This is a genomic window from Amycolatopsis pigmentata (assembly GCF_042684065.1).
Classification (GTDB): domain Bacteria; phylum Actinomycetota; class Actinomycetes; order Mycobacteriales; family Pseudonocardiaceae; genus Amycolatopsis_E; species Amycolatopsis_E pigmentata.
In genome coordinates this window covers 1,031,388-1,046,677 of sequence record NZ_JBHUKR010000007.1, presented here as the reverse complement: position 1 = coordinate 1,046,677, position 15,290 = coordinate 1,031,388, and the positions used below count along the sequence as shown (strand labels likewise).

The window sequence follows — 15,290 nt, the reverse complement described above, 5'->3', positions numbered from 1 at the left end:
AATAGGTTGTGCCGCGACCTGTTCACCTGACATTGCGGAGCATTCGTTGTCCCTCCCTGCCGAGAATCTGCACGGGTTCGTGCTGAACCTGCTGACCGACGAAGCCGCCCGGAGCGCCTTCCTCGCCGACCCGACCGCCGCGCTGGCGGACGCCGGCTTGAGCGACGTGACTCCGCAGGACATCCAGGAAGTGGCCCCGCTGGTCGCCGAGTACGCCCCGGACCTGGGCTCGCTGCCGGTTTCGGCGCCCGACCTGAGCGCGCTGCCGATCTCCACCCCGGACCTGGGCGCCCTGCCCCTCTCGACCCCGGACCTCGGCGCCCTGCCGATCTCCACGCCCGACCTGGGTTCCCTGCCGATCTCCACCCCGGACCTGGGTTCCCTCCCCATCTCCACCCCGGACCTCGGTTCCCTGCCGATCTCCGCGCCCGACCTGAGCGCGCTGCCCATTTCCGCGCCCGACCTGGGCTCCCTGCCCCTGTCGAACCTTGGCGAGCTCCCGCTCAACGCGCCTGACCTCGGCCACCTGCCGATCTCCGCGCCCGGCGTGGGCACGATCGAGACCTCGACCCTCGGCACCGCCGATGGCGTCACCGGTGCCCTGACCTACACCGGCGACGAGGCCGTGGGTGCCGCGAGCGGCAGCGTCGGCACCGAGGGTGTCAAGTTCGCCGCGGCCGGCGCGACCGAGGGTTCGTCGCTCACCGGCGGCGCCTCGTTGACCACCCACGGCATCGGTGGTGGCATCGGGACCGACAGCCCGCTCGGCCACTACGCCGTGAGCATGGACAACGTGGACAACCCCGTTTCCGACCTGGCCAACACCCTGGACTCCGACCTCATGGGCAAGGGCGGGGCGGCGGCCGGCGGCACCGTGGCCAGCTTCGTCTCCGATGGCGGCCAGGTCCTCGCCGACCACGTCGCTTCCGGTGCCAACACCCTGGGCGGCTACCTGACCAGCGGTGGCGCCACCGCGGGCCACGCCGTGTCCGCGGGTGGCGAGGAGCTCGGACAGCACGTGGCCACCGGTACCGACGCGATCTCGGACGCCGCCGCGCACCCGACGCTGGCCGCTCCGGCGTTGCCCGCGCTGCCCTCGCTGCCGAACCCGGCCGACCTGGCCTCGCAGCTGCCCGGCCACCTGCCAGTGCACATCGAGGCGGACGTTCCGCACTCGCTGCCGCACCTGCCCACCCTCGACTCGCTCAACCACCTGCCGGTGGCGAACCCGCTGCCCGCGATCGAGCAGCACCTCGCCCCGGTGACCGACGCCGTCTCGCACAGCCCGCTGGGCAATGTGACCGGCGCCCTCGACCACGTTGCCGCGCTGCCGGAAATCGGTGACCTGCATGGAGACCTCCCCCTCGGTCACTGACAACGGGTGAACGGCCGGCTTCTTGTCGCTTGTCCAACAGCGGCGGGAAGCCGGCTGTTTGCCGTTGTGGGACACTCTCGCTGTGATGGCACCGTCCTGGCTCGAGGTACTGGACTCCACCACCCAGGCCTGCGCCGCCCACCAGCGCGGCGACCTGGTCGGACGCTTGCGCGAGCGCAGATCCCGGTTGACGGACCCGAAACTCCGAGTGGTGGTCATCGGTGAGACCGGCCAGGGCAAGAGTCAACTGATCAACGCCCTGCTGAACGCGCCGGTCTGCGCGGTGGGAGACGATCACACCACGGCCGTGCCTGCCGTCATCGAACATGCCGAGACCCCGACCGCCACGATGATCACGGAAGGCCCTCGTGCCATCGAAGGGCCATCGAACAGACCATTGGCCGTCGAGGCGGTAACCGCGCAGGCCAATCGTGAGCCGAACGCGGTGCGTGCCGAAATAGGCCTGCCCCGTGCCCTGCTCGCCGACGGGCTGGCGCTGGTCGACTCGCCGCCGAGGTCGGTCGACATGGTCGACTCCGCGGACGCCGTCCTGCTGGCGAGCGACGCCACGAGCGAGTTGTCGCTGGAAGAACTGCGCCTGCTGGAACAGGTCGTGCCCCGCTGCCCGACGATCGTGCAGGTGCTGACCAAGATCGACCTGGTACCAGGATGGCGTTCCGTGGCCGAGCGCAACCGGGCCCAGCTCGAAGGGGGCGGTTTCGGCGCGAGCGTCATCCCGGTTTCGGCGACGCTGCGCCTCGCCGCCGCCCGTGCTGGAGACAAGGCACTCAACGAAGAATCCGGATTCGGCGCGCTGATCCAGTGCCTGCACACGGACATGCTCAACCAGACGGACCTGCTGGCGAGGCGCACGGTCGCCACCTTGACCGTGGCGACGGTCGACACGCTGCTCACCCCGTTGCAGGAGGAGCTGGTGGAGGCTCAGCAGTCCGCCAGCGGCCCGGCGATGGCACGCTGGCAGGCCGAAGGGCGACGGGCCGAGAAGCTTCAGCGGGACGCCACCCGCTGGCAGACGATGTTGTCCGACGAGGTCTCCGACCTGCTCTCGGATATCGAATTCGATCTGCGTGACCGGACCCGCCGCATCCTCGTCGAAGCCGACGAGTACTTCGAAACCGCGGACCCGGCCCGCACCTGGCCGGAATTCGAGGAATGGCTGCGGGAAAACCTCACCACGGTCGCCGAGACGAACTCCGAATGGCTGCTCGATCGTTTCGAGTGGATCGCCCGCAAGATCGGGCGGTATGTCGCACCGCACCGCACCGACGCCCTGCCCGATTCGCTGCCCCGCGAGGTGCCCGCCGACCCGGTCGGCGAAATGCGGATGCCGCGCGTGGAAAATTTCGGTGTGGGCCAGAAACTCTTCATCGGCATGCGGGGTTCCTACAGTGGGCTGCTCATGTTCGGGCTGGCCACCACGATCGCCGGCCTACCGCTGATCAACCCCATTTCGATCGGGGCCGGCGCCGCGTTCGGCGCGAAAAGCGTGCTGGAAGAACGGGGAAACCGGCTCAAGCGACGGCAGGCCGCGGCGAAGAACGCCGCGCACCGGTATGTCGACGATTTCTTCATCACCTACGGCAAACACAGCAAGGACACCGCCCGCCAGATCCACCGCGCGCTGCGCGACCGGTTGTCCGCGGTCACCGACGAGCTGCGCGCCGAGATCACCGAAACGGCGAAAGCTGTGAAGCAGTTCATCGACGACGACATGAGCCGGCGGACGACCCGGGCACACGAAATCCGGTCCCGGATGGAGGAACTGCTCCGGCTGAGGCAGCACGCTCAGGCCCTCGTGACAATGCGTCCCCGGGGGCTCATCGCGTGAACCTGGCCTCGCGTACCCGGACCATGCTCGCGCAGGCACTCTCGGTCTATCAGGACAGCCCGCGAGCGACCGGCTGGCTGGGCCGGCACCTCGAGCGCTTCGACGAACCGCTGCGGCTCGCCGTGGTGGGGCCTCCCCGATCCGGCAAGTCGACCCTGGTCGAAGCGATCGGCGATCTGCCCGGCGAGTTCACCCTGATCGACGCCCCGCCACCGAGCCCGGAGACCATCGAGAACATCTGTCTCGAAGCCGACGCGGTGCTCTACCTGACGCGGCATCCGCACAACGCGGACCTCGATTTCCTTTACACGGTCCAGGATCATCCCATCGCCAGGACTGCGGCGGTCAACGCGATCATGGTGCTCTCGCGCGCCGACGAACTCTGCGGAGGCCGGGTCGACGCGCTGGTCTCGGCCCGCAGGGTGGCACGGCACCACCGGCGCGAGCCCGAGGTGCGCGGCCTGTGTCAGGACGTGGTGCCGGTGGCCGGCCTGCTCGCGCGCGCGGCCCGCAATCTGGGCCGGCCCGAGTTCGACGCGCTCGCCGAACTGGCCGCGCTCGACCGGACGGAGCTGGAGCCCTACCTGCTGTCCGCGGACCGCTTCGCCTCGATCTCGCAGGGGCACGCCACGTTGCTGGAGTGGTTGGGGCTGTTCGGCGTCCGGGTGGCGATCCCGCTTCTCCGGGGCGAGGCCAGGACGCTGCGGGAACTTTCGGACGAGCTCCTGCGCCGCAGCGGGCTGAGCGAACTGTGGGAATCGATCGACGGGAATTTCCTGGGCCGGCGCGAAGTGCTCAAGGCGCGCTCGGCGCTGCTCGGCCTGGAAGTCGTGCTGCGCATGGAGCCCCGCCCCGCCGCGGCGGCGCTCGCCAAGGACCTGGAGCAGGTGGTGGCGAGCGCACACGACTTCCGGGAACTGCGGCTGCTGGCCGCGATCCGCACCGGATGCGTCGTGTTGCCGGAGGGACTCCGCGACGAGGCCGTCCGCCTGGTCGGTGGGGACGGGAACACCCCGGGCGACCGGCTCGCCGAGATCGATCTGCCCGCCGCGAGCCGGCGGTGGCGCGCCCGCGCCGGGGACCCCGGACTGGCTTCCGCGGAACGGCAGGCGGCCGCCGTCGTGGTACGCACCTGCGAAGCGCTCGCCACCGGCGCGCTCTGACCCGGAAGTTCACGCGCGACCGGCGATGACCGCTTGGCCGAGGCTGATCCCACCGTCGTTGGCCGGGACCCGCGAGTGGGTGAGAACCTCGAAACCGTTGTCCGTCAAGGCATCCACGGTCCGCTCCAGAAGCAGGAGGTTCTGGAAGACCCCGCCGGACAGGGCCACCGTCGTCACCTGCGTCGCTTCCCGCAGCCTGCGGCAGGTGCGGGTGACGACGTCCGCCACACCGTTGTGGAAGCGGGCCGCGATGGCCGGAACAGCCACGCCCGCACGCAAATCACCCGCGGCGGCCAGGACCAGATCACGGCCATGAACGACCAAGCGCTCGCCGCCCGTGATCTCCGCGCGGTACCCACCCTCTTCCCCGGGATCCGCGATTTGTTCCAGTTCGATCGCCGCCTGTCCCTCGTAGTTGACCGCGTCGCGGACACCGAGCAGCGCCGCCACCGCGTCGAACAACCGCCCCGCGCTCGAGGTCATCGGCGAGTTCAGGCCCTTGCGCGCCAACGACGCGACCGTTTCCCACGCGCCTTCGTTGCGCCGGAAGACATCCAGCGCCACTGGATCGTCCGTTCCCAGATAGGACAACGCCATCCGCCACGGTTGCTTGATCGCCGCGGTTCCTCCCGGCATCGGCACCGGGGCGAAATGCGCGACCCGATCGAACCCGGAGAGGTTTGCGAGCAGGAATTCGCCACCCCAGATCGTGCCGTCGGTGCCGTAGCCGGTTCCGTCGAACGCGACGCCGAGCACCGGTCCGTCCCTGCCGTTGTCCGCGAGGCACGAGGCGATGTGAGCGTGGTGGTGCTGCACGCCGACCAGTTCCACGCCGGTGAGTTCCTTCGCGTACTTGGTGGACAGGTATTCCGGGTGGAGGTCGTGCGCGACGACTTCCGGCTTGATGTCGAAGAGCCCGGCGAAATGCTCGATGCCCGACGTGAACGACTCCAGCGTCTCGAAGTTCTCCAGGTCGCCGATGTGATGGGAAAGAAAGGCGTGCTTGTCCTTGGCCAGGCAGAACGTGTTCTTGAGTTCCGCGCCGCAGGCGAGCACCTGGCGAGAGAACTCGCGATGCACCGTGACCGGTTCCGGCACGTAGCCACGGGATCTGCGCTGCACCTGTGCGCGCCCGCGAAACGGGCGGACGATGGAATCGTCGGTGCGGATGTGGATTTCCCTGTCGTGGGTGAGGAAGGCGTCCGCTATGCCGGCCAGCCGCGCGCGCACTTCTTCGTCGCGGTAGACGATCGGCTCGTCGGAAACGTTGCCGCTGGTCAGCACTATCGGACCGCCGAAAGCCTCCATCAGCAGGTGATGCAGTGGGGTGTAGGGCACCATCACCCCGAGCCGCCGGTTGCCCGGCGCCACTGACGGAGCGATCGCGCCACCGTCGAGGCGGGGCAGCAACACGATGGGCCGCCTGCGCCCGCCGAGCATCCGCTCGGCGACTTCGTCCACTTCGCACAACTCGCGAGCCGCCGCGAGATCGGGCACCATCACCGCGAACGGTTTGTCTTCGCGGTGTTTTCGTCCCCTGAGCCTGCTCGCGGCGGCTTCCTGCCCGGCGTCAACGGCCAGGTGATAGCCGCCGAGCCCCTTGATCGCCACGACCGCACCCCCGTGCAACAATTCCACAGTGGACTCGACCGGATCACCGGGAACATCGGTCAGTTCGAGCCGGGGACCGCACGCCGGGCAACACACCGGCTGGGCGTGGAAGCGGCGATCGGCGGGATCGTGGTATTCGCGCTCGCAGTCCGGGCACAGGGGAAACGACGCCATGGTGGTCGACGGCCGGTCGTAGGGCACGGATCGGACGATGGTGAACCGCGGCCCGCAGTTCGTGCAGTTGATGAACGGATAGCGGTACCGTCGATCGCCGGGGTCGTGCAGGTCGCGGAGGCAGTCTTCGCAGGTCGCGCTGTCCGCCGAGACGAGCGTGGCCGCGTGGCCTCCGTCGGGACTGGGCACGATCCGGAACCCGGTCTCCCCCAAGGACGCGATCTCGCGGACGCTCACCTCGTCCACCACGGCCAGCGGCGGCGCCTCCTCGTGCAACGCGATCAAGAACTCCTCGACCGCGCTCGGCTGCCCTTCGACCTCGGCGAACACCCCTGCGACGTCGTTGCCGACGTGCCCGTTCAGCCCGAGGCGCACCGCGAGTGCGTACACGAACGGCCGGAACCCGACCCCCTGCACCACGCCGCCGACTCGAACGGACACCCGGACTACCATGACCCGAGTCTGCCGTCACCGCGCCACCCCCGTCGACCTCGGAACGCCCACTCGTCGGTATATCGTCCGAACCTCACCCAGGCGTGGCCGCCGTCCACCCGGACGACGGCCACTTTCACCGTCGGTGAACCAGGATCAGGCGACCTTGACGCAGAACTGGTTGCTGCCCGGGACGTTCGCGTTCTGGGCACAGGCCAGGTTCAGCAGGTACAGGCCCGGGCCGGGGTTGAACGGGTTGTACGCGCCCGGTGCCGGGGTGATCCAGCCGCAGTACCCGCCACCCGACAGGTCGACGAGTTGGTTGTTCTGGCTGACCTTCGCCCCTCCGGCGGGCAGGTATCCCCCCAACGGGAACGAGTCGTTGACCTGGAACGGCGTGTTCTGCAGGTCGATGTTTCCGACGCCTGCCGCGTTCTGGGGAGCCACGCAGGACATCGCCGCGGAGTATGCCATCGAAGTCACCGTCGCACCACCATGGCGCAGGGAGCCGGTCGACGAGGAGAAGGTGAGGTCGCCGAGGTCGACCGTCAGTGTCGAAGGATCGACGCGCACCTTGGTGAACGTCGTCCGGACGTTGGTCCCCGGGGAGGCCCCGCCCGCGGTGTACTGCGAGAAATTCACGTTCGCCCCGGTGTCGGCGAGGCTGATGTATTCCCGCGGAGTGCCGGCCATGTCGTAGCAGTAAACGGTGAACTCCCGGCCGTTGTTCAACAGAATGTACTGTCCGTCCGGCGCCTGCACGAGGTGGTTACGGGCGTCCTGACAACTGCTGAACAAGAAAACGGGATCGGCCGACGCGGGGAGCACCCCGAGCGCCAGCAGCGACGAGAACAAGCCTGCCAACAGCGCGAATCCAGGGATTCTCGATCTTCCCACCAGATTTCCTTTCCGTCGCCGGGAAACGTGGTCGCCGATGACCCGATGTCCCGGAAGAGGATTACCTCCCGGCCCAGAAAAGCGCAGTCCACACTGGATAAGCAGTACCCGTAACCCGTTGGAGCGCCAGAATTCCCCACTTCGGGTATGACGACGGAGTAACGGTCACCGGCGCGGGTGCTCCCATCCCTTCGCGACCGAGGCGCGGCATTTCTCCGGAGCGTCGCCCGCACTGACGAACAGCGCGGTCAACAGGGAAACCGTGTGATCGAGGGTCTCGTGGGGAAGCGGGCCGTTGGCCACCAGGGAGACCAGGCCGTGACCGATGGCCCAACTCTGGATCGCCAGGTCGAGCGGTTCCAGTTCGGCACGGAACCGGCCGTCGTCGCGGGCTCGCCGGGCGGCCTGGACGAGGTATTCGAGCGTGGCGTCGGCGGCCTTGAGGTCTTCGAGGGCGAAGTCGGCGTCGAACATGACCCGGTACAGGTCGGGATGGTCGAGCGCGTGGCCGAGGTAGGCGGCGACCAGCGTGGTCAGGTCGCGGACCGGATCGCGCGTGGTGGCCACCCCGGCGAACCGGACGGCCAGGCGGGTGAACCCCTCCTGACGCAGGGCCTGCCACATGCCGTCCATGCTGCCGAAGTGGGTGTAGACGGCCATGGTCGACACTCCGGTCCCGGCGACCAGCGAACGCAGGGTGACGGGCTCGCGCGTGCGGAGCATCTGCGCGGCCCGTTCGAGGAGGAGGTTCCGGACCTCGGGATCCTTCGTCCTGGCCATGAAGCCAGGATACATAGCATTGCAATGTTATAGTTCGAAATACCGTCCCGAGCGAGGAGACACAGCATGGCCATCACCCTGGCGAACCCCGAAGGACTGCCGAAGGTGGACATCTACCGGCAGGTGGCGGTGGCGACCGGGTCGAAGCTGATCTTCATCGCCGGCCAGGTGGCTCGCACCGCCGACGGCGCCAAGGTGGGCGAGGGCGACTTCACAGCCCAGGTGGAGCAGTGCTACCTCAACGTCGCGACCGCGCTGGCGGCGGCCGGCGCGTCCTTCGAGCACGTCGCCAGACTGACCGTCTACCTGGTCGACTGGACTCCCGAGAAAATGCCGCTCTTCGTGGCCGGGGTCGCGCGGGCCGCGGAACAACTGGGCGTCGAACCGGCCGTACTGCCACCGCTCACCGGGATCGGAGTCGCCGCGCTGGCCGAGCCGGACATGCTCGTCGAGATCGAGGCCACCGCGGTCCTCGACTGATCCACGGACAACGGAGCGCGGGCGGCCCTCCCGTTGAGGAAGGCCGCCCGCGCCGGTTTGGTCAGTGCTGCGTCAGTGCTGTGTGACGTCGGTGCAGAAGACGTCCTTGTCCGGCAGGTGACCGCTGGTGAGGAAGTCGACGGTCGCCCGGTCGGCGCAGGCCGATCCCTCGTTGTAGACGTAGTGACCGCCGTTGTCGACGCCGACGAAGGCGGCGCGGTTGCCGAGGGCCTGGCGAAGCCCGACCCCGGAGTCCCACGGCGTGGCGTTGTCCCGGCGGTTCTGCAGGAGCAGGATGTTCCGCACCCCCTGGTCGGTCACGGTGACCGGGTTTTCGATCGGGGGCTGCCAGAACGCGCAAGCCCAGATGTTGGCCGGCATACCCGCGGTGAGCGGCCAAGCCTTGCGGTCGGCAGCGGTGCGGGCGGCGTAGCTGTCGACGTCGCGGGGCCACTGGGCGTCACCGCACACGATCGCGCTGCCCATGGTCGCCTGGTTGTCCGAGGGAACGCCCGGGGTGGGCGGGGTGTTCGTGGCCGCGGACACCTGCTGGAGCACCGCACCGTCGGCCTGGTTGAAGTGCCCGTCGGCAAGGTCCTCGAGAGCCTTCCAGAGCTGGACGAGCACCGGCAGCGTGTTGTTGTGCAGCAGCAGACCGTAGGTGGCGTTGCGCAGCAGTGCCCCGTTCACCGACAGCGACATGCCCGGAACCTGCGCCGGCTGGCGATCAAGCCGGTCCGCGAGCGCGAGATACTTCGCGGTGACCTCGGGAACGGTACGACCGAACCCCAGGGTGTCGTTCTGCGCCGCGGCGACCGCGGCCGCGTCGGGGAACCGTTCGGACATGCCCTTGCCCCAGCCGTTCACCACGCCGGACCAGACCTTGGTGGCGTCCACGTTGCCTTCGAGGATCATGCGGTCGGTCTTGTCCGGGAACAGAGAGGCGTACACGGTACCGAGGTAGGTGCCGTAGGACTGGCCCCAGTAGGAGATCTTCGGCTCGCCGAGCGCTTCGCGGATGCGGTCCAGGTCACGGGCGGTATTGGCGGTGGTGTAGTACCGCAGGTCGTTTCCGGCCTTGGTCTGGCACTGCTGAGCTTCGGCACGCGCGGCCTCGATGTTCGCGGCGTTCGAGCCGTCCGCGGCGGGATAGGGGAAGAGGTCGGACACGCCGGAAGCCGGAAGGCCGCAGCTCTGCGGTGTGCTGTGCTCGACCCCGCGCGGGTCGAAGCCGATGAGGTCGTAGCTGTCCAGGACGGGCTTCGGCAGCGTCGGTGCCATCGTGCTGGGCATGTCCAGCCCCGGCAAGGCCGGACCACCCGGGTTCAGCAGCAGAACGCCGTGCCGCTTCTGCGGATCCGCGGCGGCCAGCCGGGACACCGCCACGTCGATCATCTTCCCGTCCGCGTGGCCGTAGTCCAGAGGCACCTTCACCGTCGCGCAGGTCAGGCGTGGGTCTCTGGTCTCCCCCTGGCCCGGCGCCGGGCATGCTCCCCACTGGATGGCCGCCGGAGCCGGCCCCGCGGCAGCGGGGTGGCTGTCGTCATCCGAGTCACAGGCCGCCACACCGACGACGGCCAAGGTCGAGGCCACCAAGGCCGCACCGAAGCGGCGCCCCCCGAAACGGCCGGGTCCCCCGGAACCGCGTGTCTTGCTCATCGCTTCGTCCTCCGATTCTCCGCGCGGCCGCCGGTTTGGCCTGGCGCGTTCGACGGCGATGAAGTTATCGAGAACGGCAGGCCTCGCACGTCACCTTGGAGCGGACAAAACCGTGTAGCTCTTCAGGGGGACAAGGCCCTCGCGATGCGCCGCCCCAGCGCCCGGAAAGTCCTATGTGGACATCAAGTCGAGCTCAAGACGCCTTGCCCTGCCGGACGCTGCTCCGCGGTGTCGTCGACCCGGTGGTCCTGACCACCCAGCCTCAACGACTATCGGCCGATGCGATGGCCGTTCTCACACAAGGCGAGTTCGCCCGTTCGCACGACATCGAACGCGACGGCGACCCTGCGCGCGAGGGACGCGTTCAGCTTCTCGGGGAGTTCCTCAAGATCGGTCAGACGAGCAGCCACGATTTCGGGGTCGGTGAGCACGAGCGCGGCAACCTCTTCCTGGGTGATCAGGCCACCGTCGAACACGAACGCGATGCCTTCGGGAAGGCGATCGTCTCCGGGCTGGTAGTCGATCACCAGCGGCCGTCCCACGGGCCGTTCGAGACCGAGCTCTTCCCGGACCTCCCGGACCGCCGTGGTCCACGGTGGTTCTCCGGCGTCGACCGCCCCGCCCGGAATCTCCCACCGAGGTTTGTAGGACGGCTCGACAAGTAGTACGCGGTCTACCGCGTCTCGGAAAAGGACGCCGGCGGACATGCGTTTACGGTCGAGCGACCGTACGTACTCGTCGAATGGGAGGAGCTCCACGCACAAGAGGTTACCGGCCGTCCGCCACCGTGGCGGTTCTCCGCTTCACGCGGCCGGGACAACTATTTGGCACCACGAAAACAGCGGTGAATCACCGTGGAAATATCGACAAAACCTGATTGAGAAAGAGTGGAACATCGGTCATGACCTTCAAGATCCAAAGCGACACCCCGGCCTACGTCTATGAAACGATGGCCGACCACCTCGCGGCCCGGATCCGATCCGGAGAGCTCCAGCCCAATGAGCGGTTGCCCGCCGAACGGCGCCTCGCCGACGACTACGGCGTCTCGCTCGGAACCGCGCGGCGCGCCACCGAGGCGCTGCGGAAGCGAGGCTTGGTCTTCACGTTGCGGGCCAAGGGAACCTTCATCGCCGACCGGAAGACGCGGGCCCAGCAGGCCGGCAACGGCGCGACCCTGCACAGCATCACGACAGCACGGGAGCACCGCGACTCGGCTGGGCAACGGCACGGTACGTCGACCAGCAACGACTGAGACCGAGCCGGACCCCGCGTGTCCGGGCGGGCCCGGCAGCCAAATGCCGGGCCCGCGGGTTCTCGACATCAACCCCCCGTGCAATGACTGTGCGCACGTAGCAGACACACCACCGGGATCGGAAGCCTCACGTCACAACGGCAGCACGGTACGGGAGCGCCGCACAGGTTCCCTTGTACAGCGTCTGATCTTGGGCACTCTTCACGGGCAGCAACCGCTGAGTCCGACGCTTGCCACTAACCCGGGATGAGGGATCCACTCGTCCGCGCGAACCACTCCAGAGGACAAAAGGCCAGGTCAATGACACCACTGAGCTATAATGTCGTACGCACGTTCGATGATGAGCGGCGACCGTACTCATCGTGCTACCGGCCTGACCCGAGGAGAAAGTGTGAAAGGATGGGTCGCATGGAGCAGTCAGAGCACGCCGCGCTTGTAGCGCTGCTTCAGGAGAGGCCGAACGACCTGAGCTGGCCGGAAATAACCGCCGAGGTGATCACGAGTGGTAGTGCCGTTGCCCCTGGCGCCACCAAACAAATACTATCCAGCGGCAAATCGCGGCCTTCGGGACGAGATCGCGGATCGCGGCCTGCTCATGTCGCAGTTCTGGCCGGATGCACCGCCATAGCGGCACAACTTTCTGATGCGGAACGCCACGATGTCCGGTTATGGAGTGGCGACCGTGGTCGTTGAAGCAGGTGAAATCAGCGGCACACGGGCTCAGGCACGTCTGGCCGTGGAGCACGGACGCGCCGTGATCTTGACCGAATCCGTCGTAGAGCAGAACAGTTGGGCCAAGGCTATGCTGCCCCGACCTGGCGTCTACTGTGCATGCAGCCTGAAAGACATAGTTGACATCGTCCGCAGCGTGACGGCCGAGCGCCCCTCGTCTGCGGGGTCGCTAGAGAAGCTGCTACCCGCGGTGTGAGCAGTCCCGTGGGGGGAGCCGGCTCAGCATTTTCTGTCCGAACTGGTCGTTAGTGGCGGTGGCTACCTTCGTAATACCATCAAAATTCCGGGCAGGACATGTTCCGTCTGCACGACGACGGTCCGTCACTTTACTCGCGTTCGCTGGACTCTACCTTCACCTGGATTGCCTGCGCAGAGTAGCGGGTTTCCCGGTGACGCACTGGACATCGGTGCCATCGTTGCCCGCCAAGTCAGGCGAACACCCACTTCATCAGATACTCGCTCCCATCATGGCGAACATACCCGAGGTTCCCCTTACGGCAGCCCCGAAATCTCCGACCCGCGAGCGTTTCGCCGTGACCACTTCCGCGCGAACTTTCAGCTGACTCCTGGTTCACACGTCCTCGTGATCGACGATACGTGGACAAGTGGACGACACGCGCAGTCCGCCGCCCTGAGACGGTATGTCTTGCCGGAGCTTCGAAAGCATCGATTATGGCCTTGGCTCGATACTTCAAGGAAAGTTACGGCGAAAACACAAAATTCATACGCACGTACCTGGCCATGGACTACAACCCCCAGCACTGCCCGTGGCACCACACGGGGTGCCAGTGACCAACGAGGGCAGTGCTGCCCGACGGCAGTTGAGACCAGGGCAGATGCCGGACACGGCACCGGACGATGCGCGAGAGACATCCGCCCTGGTCAACGCTGCGGAAGCGGAGGGATTTGAACCCCCGGTTGGTTTCCCAACGCTCGCTTTCAAGGCGAGTGCATTCGGCCGCTCTGCCACGCTTCCCGTGGAGGCCAGGTTACTCGTCCAGCTCGTCGAGATGGACGAGGACCCGGGAGAAAGCGGACGCGAGCACGGCCTGCTCGTCGGGCGAGAGCTGGTCGATCAGATGGGTTCGCACCCCGTCGACGTGGGTGGGCGCGGCGGCCTTGAGCACGCGCTTGCCGGCCCGGGTCAGCTCGGCGATCACGCCGCGCTTGTCGTCGGGGTCCGAGACCCGCCGTACGTAGCCCTCCGCCTCCATCCGGGCAGCCTGGTGGGAGAGGCGGCTCTTGGCGGAGCCGAGCAGGCTCGCGAGTTCGGACATCCGCATCCGCCGGTCGGGCTGGGCGTCCAGCAGCACGAGGACCTCGTAGTCGGCGAGGGAGACGTCGTGGGCCTCGGTCAGCTCACGGTGGAGCCGTTGCCGGAGGCGCAACGTGGCGACGACGTAAGAGCGCCAGGCGCTCATCTCCGCATCGGTCAACCAGCGCGGTTCAGCCATGACGGCACCCTATCCAGGCAGGAGAAATATCCCCAGAAGAGGGATAACGAATTGGTTGAGACTGCCGCGGGAAAGGCGCATCCTGTTCGCACGGCGGGAAGTCCGGTCCGGCACCCCGCCGGGAAAGGGTAGGTGGTTCGATGGCGATGTTACCTCGCGGTTGACTGCCGGCTGTGTACCCACGGCCGGGATGCGAGAGGCGCGACCCGGCTGCGACTGTGAGCAGCACCAGGATGTCAGTACTCATGCGCTCGACATCCGTTCTGGGTGGCAAGGGGAGTCAGACGGCCGGCACCGGCAGGTTCGTGCGCGCGTCGGCGCGTGACTCGCCGGCCCCCGCGGCAGCCAACCGCCACTACAATGACAACCTCGGTAACCTGGGTGCGGCGTCCGCGGACGCCGCACCCAGGCATGTGTGAGGGAGTCTTCCGGCATGCGGAATGTGAGCCCGGGCAGGGCCCGCGGGCCGGCACCACGGCGCGGCACAGGACGGGGACGGTCATGAGGTTCGACGATGACGCCGGGCTCGACACCTCCGAGGTGTCCGATCTGCGGGGCGGTGACGGCGGCGGCGGTGGTGGTATCGGCGGGCGAGTGGCGCTCGGCGGCGGTGGGCTCGGGGTGATCGGTGTCGTCATCTACCTGGTGCTCTCCCACCTCGGCGGGATACACCCCAGCACCAGCGGGGTGAGCGGCCTCAGCGGGCTCGGCTCGGGGCGCCAGGTCAACAACACCGCGCTGTCCCAGCAGTGCCACACCGGAGCGGACGCCAACCGCAACCATGACTGCGCCGTGGTGGCGATGATCAACTCGATCCAGGACTACTGGACCGATCAGTTCGCCCGCTCCGGCAAGACCTACCGCAAGGTGACCACCGACTTCTTCAACGGCGGCGTCCGCACCGGCTGCGGGAACGCCACCTCCGACACCGGGCCCTTCTACTGCCCCGCCGATTCACAGGTCTACATCGACCTCTCCTTCTTCTCGGAGCTGCGGACGCGCTTCGGCGCCCAGGGCGGCACGTTCTCCGAGGCCTACGTCCTGGCCCACGAGTACGGCCACCATGTGCAGAACCTGCTGGGTACGTCCTCGCGCGTCGGCAGCGGTACCGGCCCCACATCCGGCTCCGTCCGGCTCGAACTGCAAGCCGACTGCTATGCCGGCGTGTGGGGCAAGCACGCCACGACCACGCCCTCCGCCAGCGGCAAGCCGCTGATCACCGACGTCACCCAGGACGACATCAACCGTGCGCTGGACACCGCCTCCCGCATCGGCGACGACTACATCCAGCGCAACCTCGGCAACGGCCGCGTGGACACCTCCACCTTCACGCACGGCACCTCGGCCCAGCGCCAGAAGTGGTACAACACCGGGTACACGACCGGTGATCCGGCGCGGTGCGACACGTTCGGTGCCCGCGACCTCGGCTGAG

13 protein-coding genes and 1 tRNA gene are annotated in these 15,290 nt (G+C 67.7%); 7 read left to right on the top strand and 7 right to left on the bottom strand.

All coding sequences use genetic code 11. The features are described from left to right. Positions 1 to 46: 46 nt before the first annotated feature. The 3 genes from ACFSXZ_RS18015 to ACFSXZ_RS18005 all read left to right on the top strand — a co-directional run bounded on the left by ACFSXZ_RS18015 (position 47) and on the right by ACFSXZ_RS18005 (position 4,387). Positions 47 to 1,375 carry an IniB N-terminal domain-containing protein gene (locus ACFSXZ_RS18015; RefSeq protein ID WP_378266175.1) on the top strand — a complete coding sequence of 443 codons (1,329 nt, stop codon included), beginning with the start codon at positions 47 to 49 and terminating at the stop codon, positions 1,373 to 1,375. Between the two features lie 82 nt (positions 1,376 to 1,457). Further along, positions 1,458 to 3,224, top strand: coding sequence for a dynamin family protein (locus tag ACFSXZ_RS18010; protein ID WP_378266174.1), 1,767 nt, complete (start codon positions 1,458 to 1,460; stop codon positions 3,222 to 3,224). After that, on the top strand, positions 3,221 to 4,387 hold the full coding sequence (locus ACFSXZ_RS18005; protein WP_378266173.1) for a hypothetical protein: 1,167 nt from the start codon (positions 3,221 to 3,223) through the stop codon (positions 4,385 to 4,387). Before ACFSXZ_RS18010 ends, ACFSXZ_RS18005 begins: the two co-directional genes overlap by 4 nt. A gap of 9 nt (positions 4,388 to 4,396) precedes the next feature. Here the strand turns inward: ACFSXZ_RS18005 and hypF are convergent, their stop codons facing one another. From hypF to ACFSXZ_RS17990, 3 genes are all read right to left on the bottom strand, one after another. Next, on the bottom strand, positions 4,397 to 6,625 hold the full coding sequence (gene hypF / locus ACFSXZ_RS18000) for a carbamoyltransferase HypF (protein ID WP_378266172.1): 2,229 nt from the start codon (positions 6,623 to 6,625) through the stop codon (positions 4,397 to 4,399). Positions 6,626 to 6,760: 135 nt separating this feature from the next. Further along, complete coding sequence (locus tag ACFSXZ_RS17995) at positions 6,761 to 7,501, bottom strand: GON domain-containing protein (protein WP_378266171.1); 741 nt, start codon at positions 7,499 to 7,501, stop codon at positions 6,761 to 6,763. Positions 7,502 to 7,666: 165 nt separating this feature from the next. Further along, positions 7,667 to 8,281 (bottom strand): TetR/AcrR family transcriptional regulator, encoded by a 615-nt coding sequence (locus ACFSXZ_RS17990; RefSeq protein ID WP_378266170.1) that lies wholly within the window; start codon positions 8,279 to 8,281, stop codon positions 7,667 to 7,669. A gap of 66 nt (positions 8,282 to 8,347) precedes the next feature. Between ACFSXZ_RS17990 and ACFSXZ_RS17985 the strand changes: the two genes are divergently transcribed. Next, a complete protein-coding gene (locus tag ACFSXZ_RS17985) occupies positions 8,348 to 8,761 on the top strand; it encodes a RidA family protein (RefSeq protein ID WP_378266169.1) in 414 nt (137 codons plus the stop codon). A gap of 72 nt (positions 8,762 to 8,833) precedes the next feature. On the opposite strand, the gene ACFSXZ_RS17980 is transcribed toward ACFSXZ_RS17985, so the two are convergent. After that, entirely contained in the window at positions 8,834 to 10,420 is a 1,587-nt protein-coding gene (locus ACFSXZ_RS17980; RefSeq protein WP_378266168.1) for an alpha/beta hydrolase, read from the bottom strand. A gap of 269 nt (positions 10,421 to 10,689) precedes the next feature. Further along, positions 10,690 to 11,178 carry an NUDIX domain-containing protein gene (locus ACFSXZ_RS17975; protein ID WP_378266167.1) on the bottom strand — a complete coding sequence of 163 codons (489 nt, stop codon included), beginning with the start codon at positions 11,176 to 11,178 and terminating at the stop codon, positions 10,690 to 10,692. Between the two features lie 143 nt (positions 11,179 to 11,321). Here ACFSXZ_RS17975 and ACFSXZ_RS17970 point away from each other — a divergent pair, with 143 nt between their 5' ends. Both ACFSXZ_RS17970 and ACFSXZ_RS17965 read left to right on the top strand, forming a co-directional pair. Then, positions 11,322 to 11,672: a winged helix-turn-helix domain-containing protein gene (locus ACFSXZ_RS17970; protein ID WP_378266166.1), complete on the top strand. Its 351-nt coding sequence runs from the start codon at positions 11,322 to 11,324 to the stop codon at positions 11,670 to 11,672. Between the two features lie 640 nt (positions 11,673 to 12,312). Beyond that, on the top strand, positions 12,313 to 12,600 hold the full coding sequence (locus tag ACFSXZ_RS17965; RefSeq protein WP_378266508.1) for a DNA-processing protein DprA: 288 nt from the start codon (positions 12,313 to 12,315) through the stop codon (positions 12,598 to 12,600). Positions 12,601 to 13,295: 695 nt separating this feature from the next. Here ACFSXZ_RS17965 and ACFSXZ_RS17960 read toward each other — a convergent pair. Together ACFSXZ_RS17960 and ACFSXZ_RS17955 are read right to left on the bottom strand one after the other, a co-directional pair. Beyond that, positions 13,296 to 13,380: transfer RNA gene (locus ACFSXZ_RS17960), tRNA-Ser, on the bottom strand. Positions 13,381 to 13,393: 13 nt separating this feature from the next. Further along, a complete protein-coding gene (locus ACFSXZ_RS17955) occupies positions 13,394 to 13,858 on the bottom strand; it encodes a MarR family winged helix-turn-helix transcriptional regulator (protein ID WP_378266165.1) in 465 nt (154 codons plus the stop codon). 501 nt (positions 13,859 to 14,359) lie between these two features. On the opposite strand from ACFSXZ_RS17955, the gene ypfJ reads away from it, so the two are divergent. After that, complete coding sequence (ypfJ, locus tag ACFSXZ_RS17950; protein WP_378266164.1) at positions 14,360 to 15,289, top strand: KPN_02809 family neutral zinc metallopeptidase; 930 nt, start codon at positions 14,360 to 14,362, stop codon at positions 15,287 to 15,289. Position 15,290 lies beyond the last annotated feature (1 nt).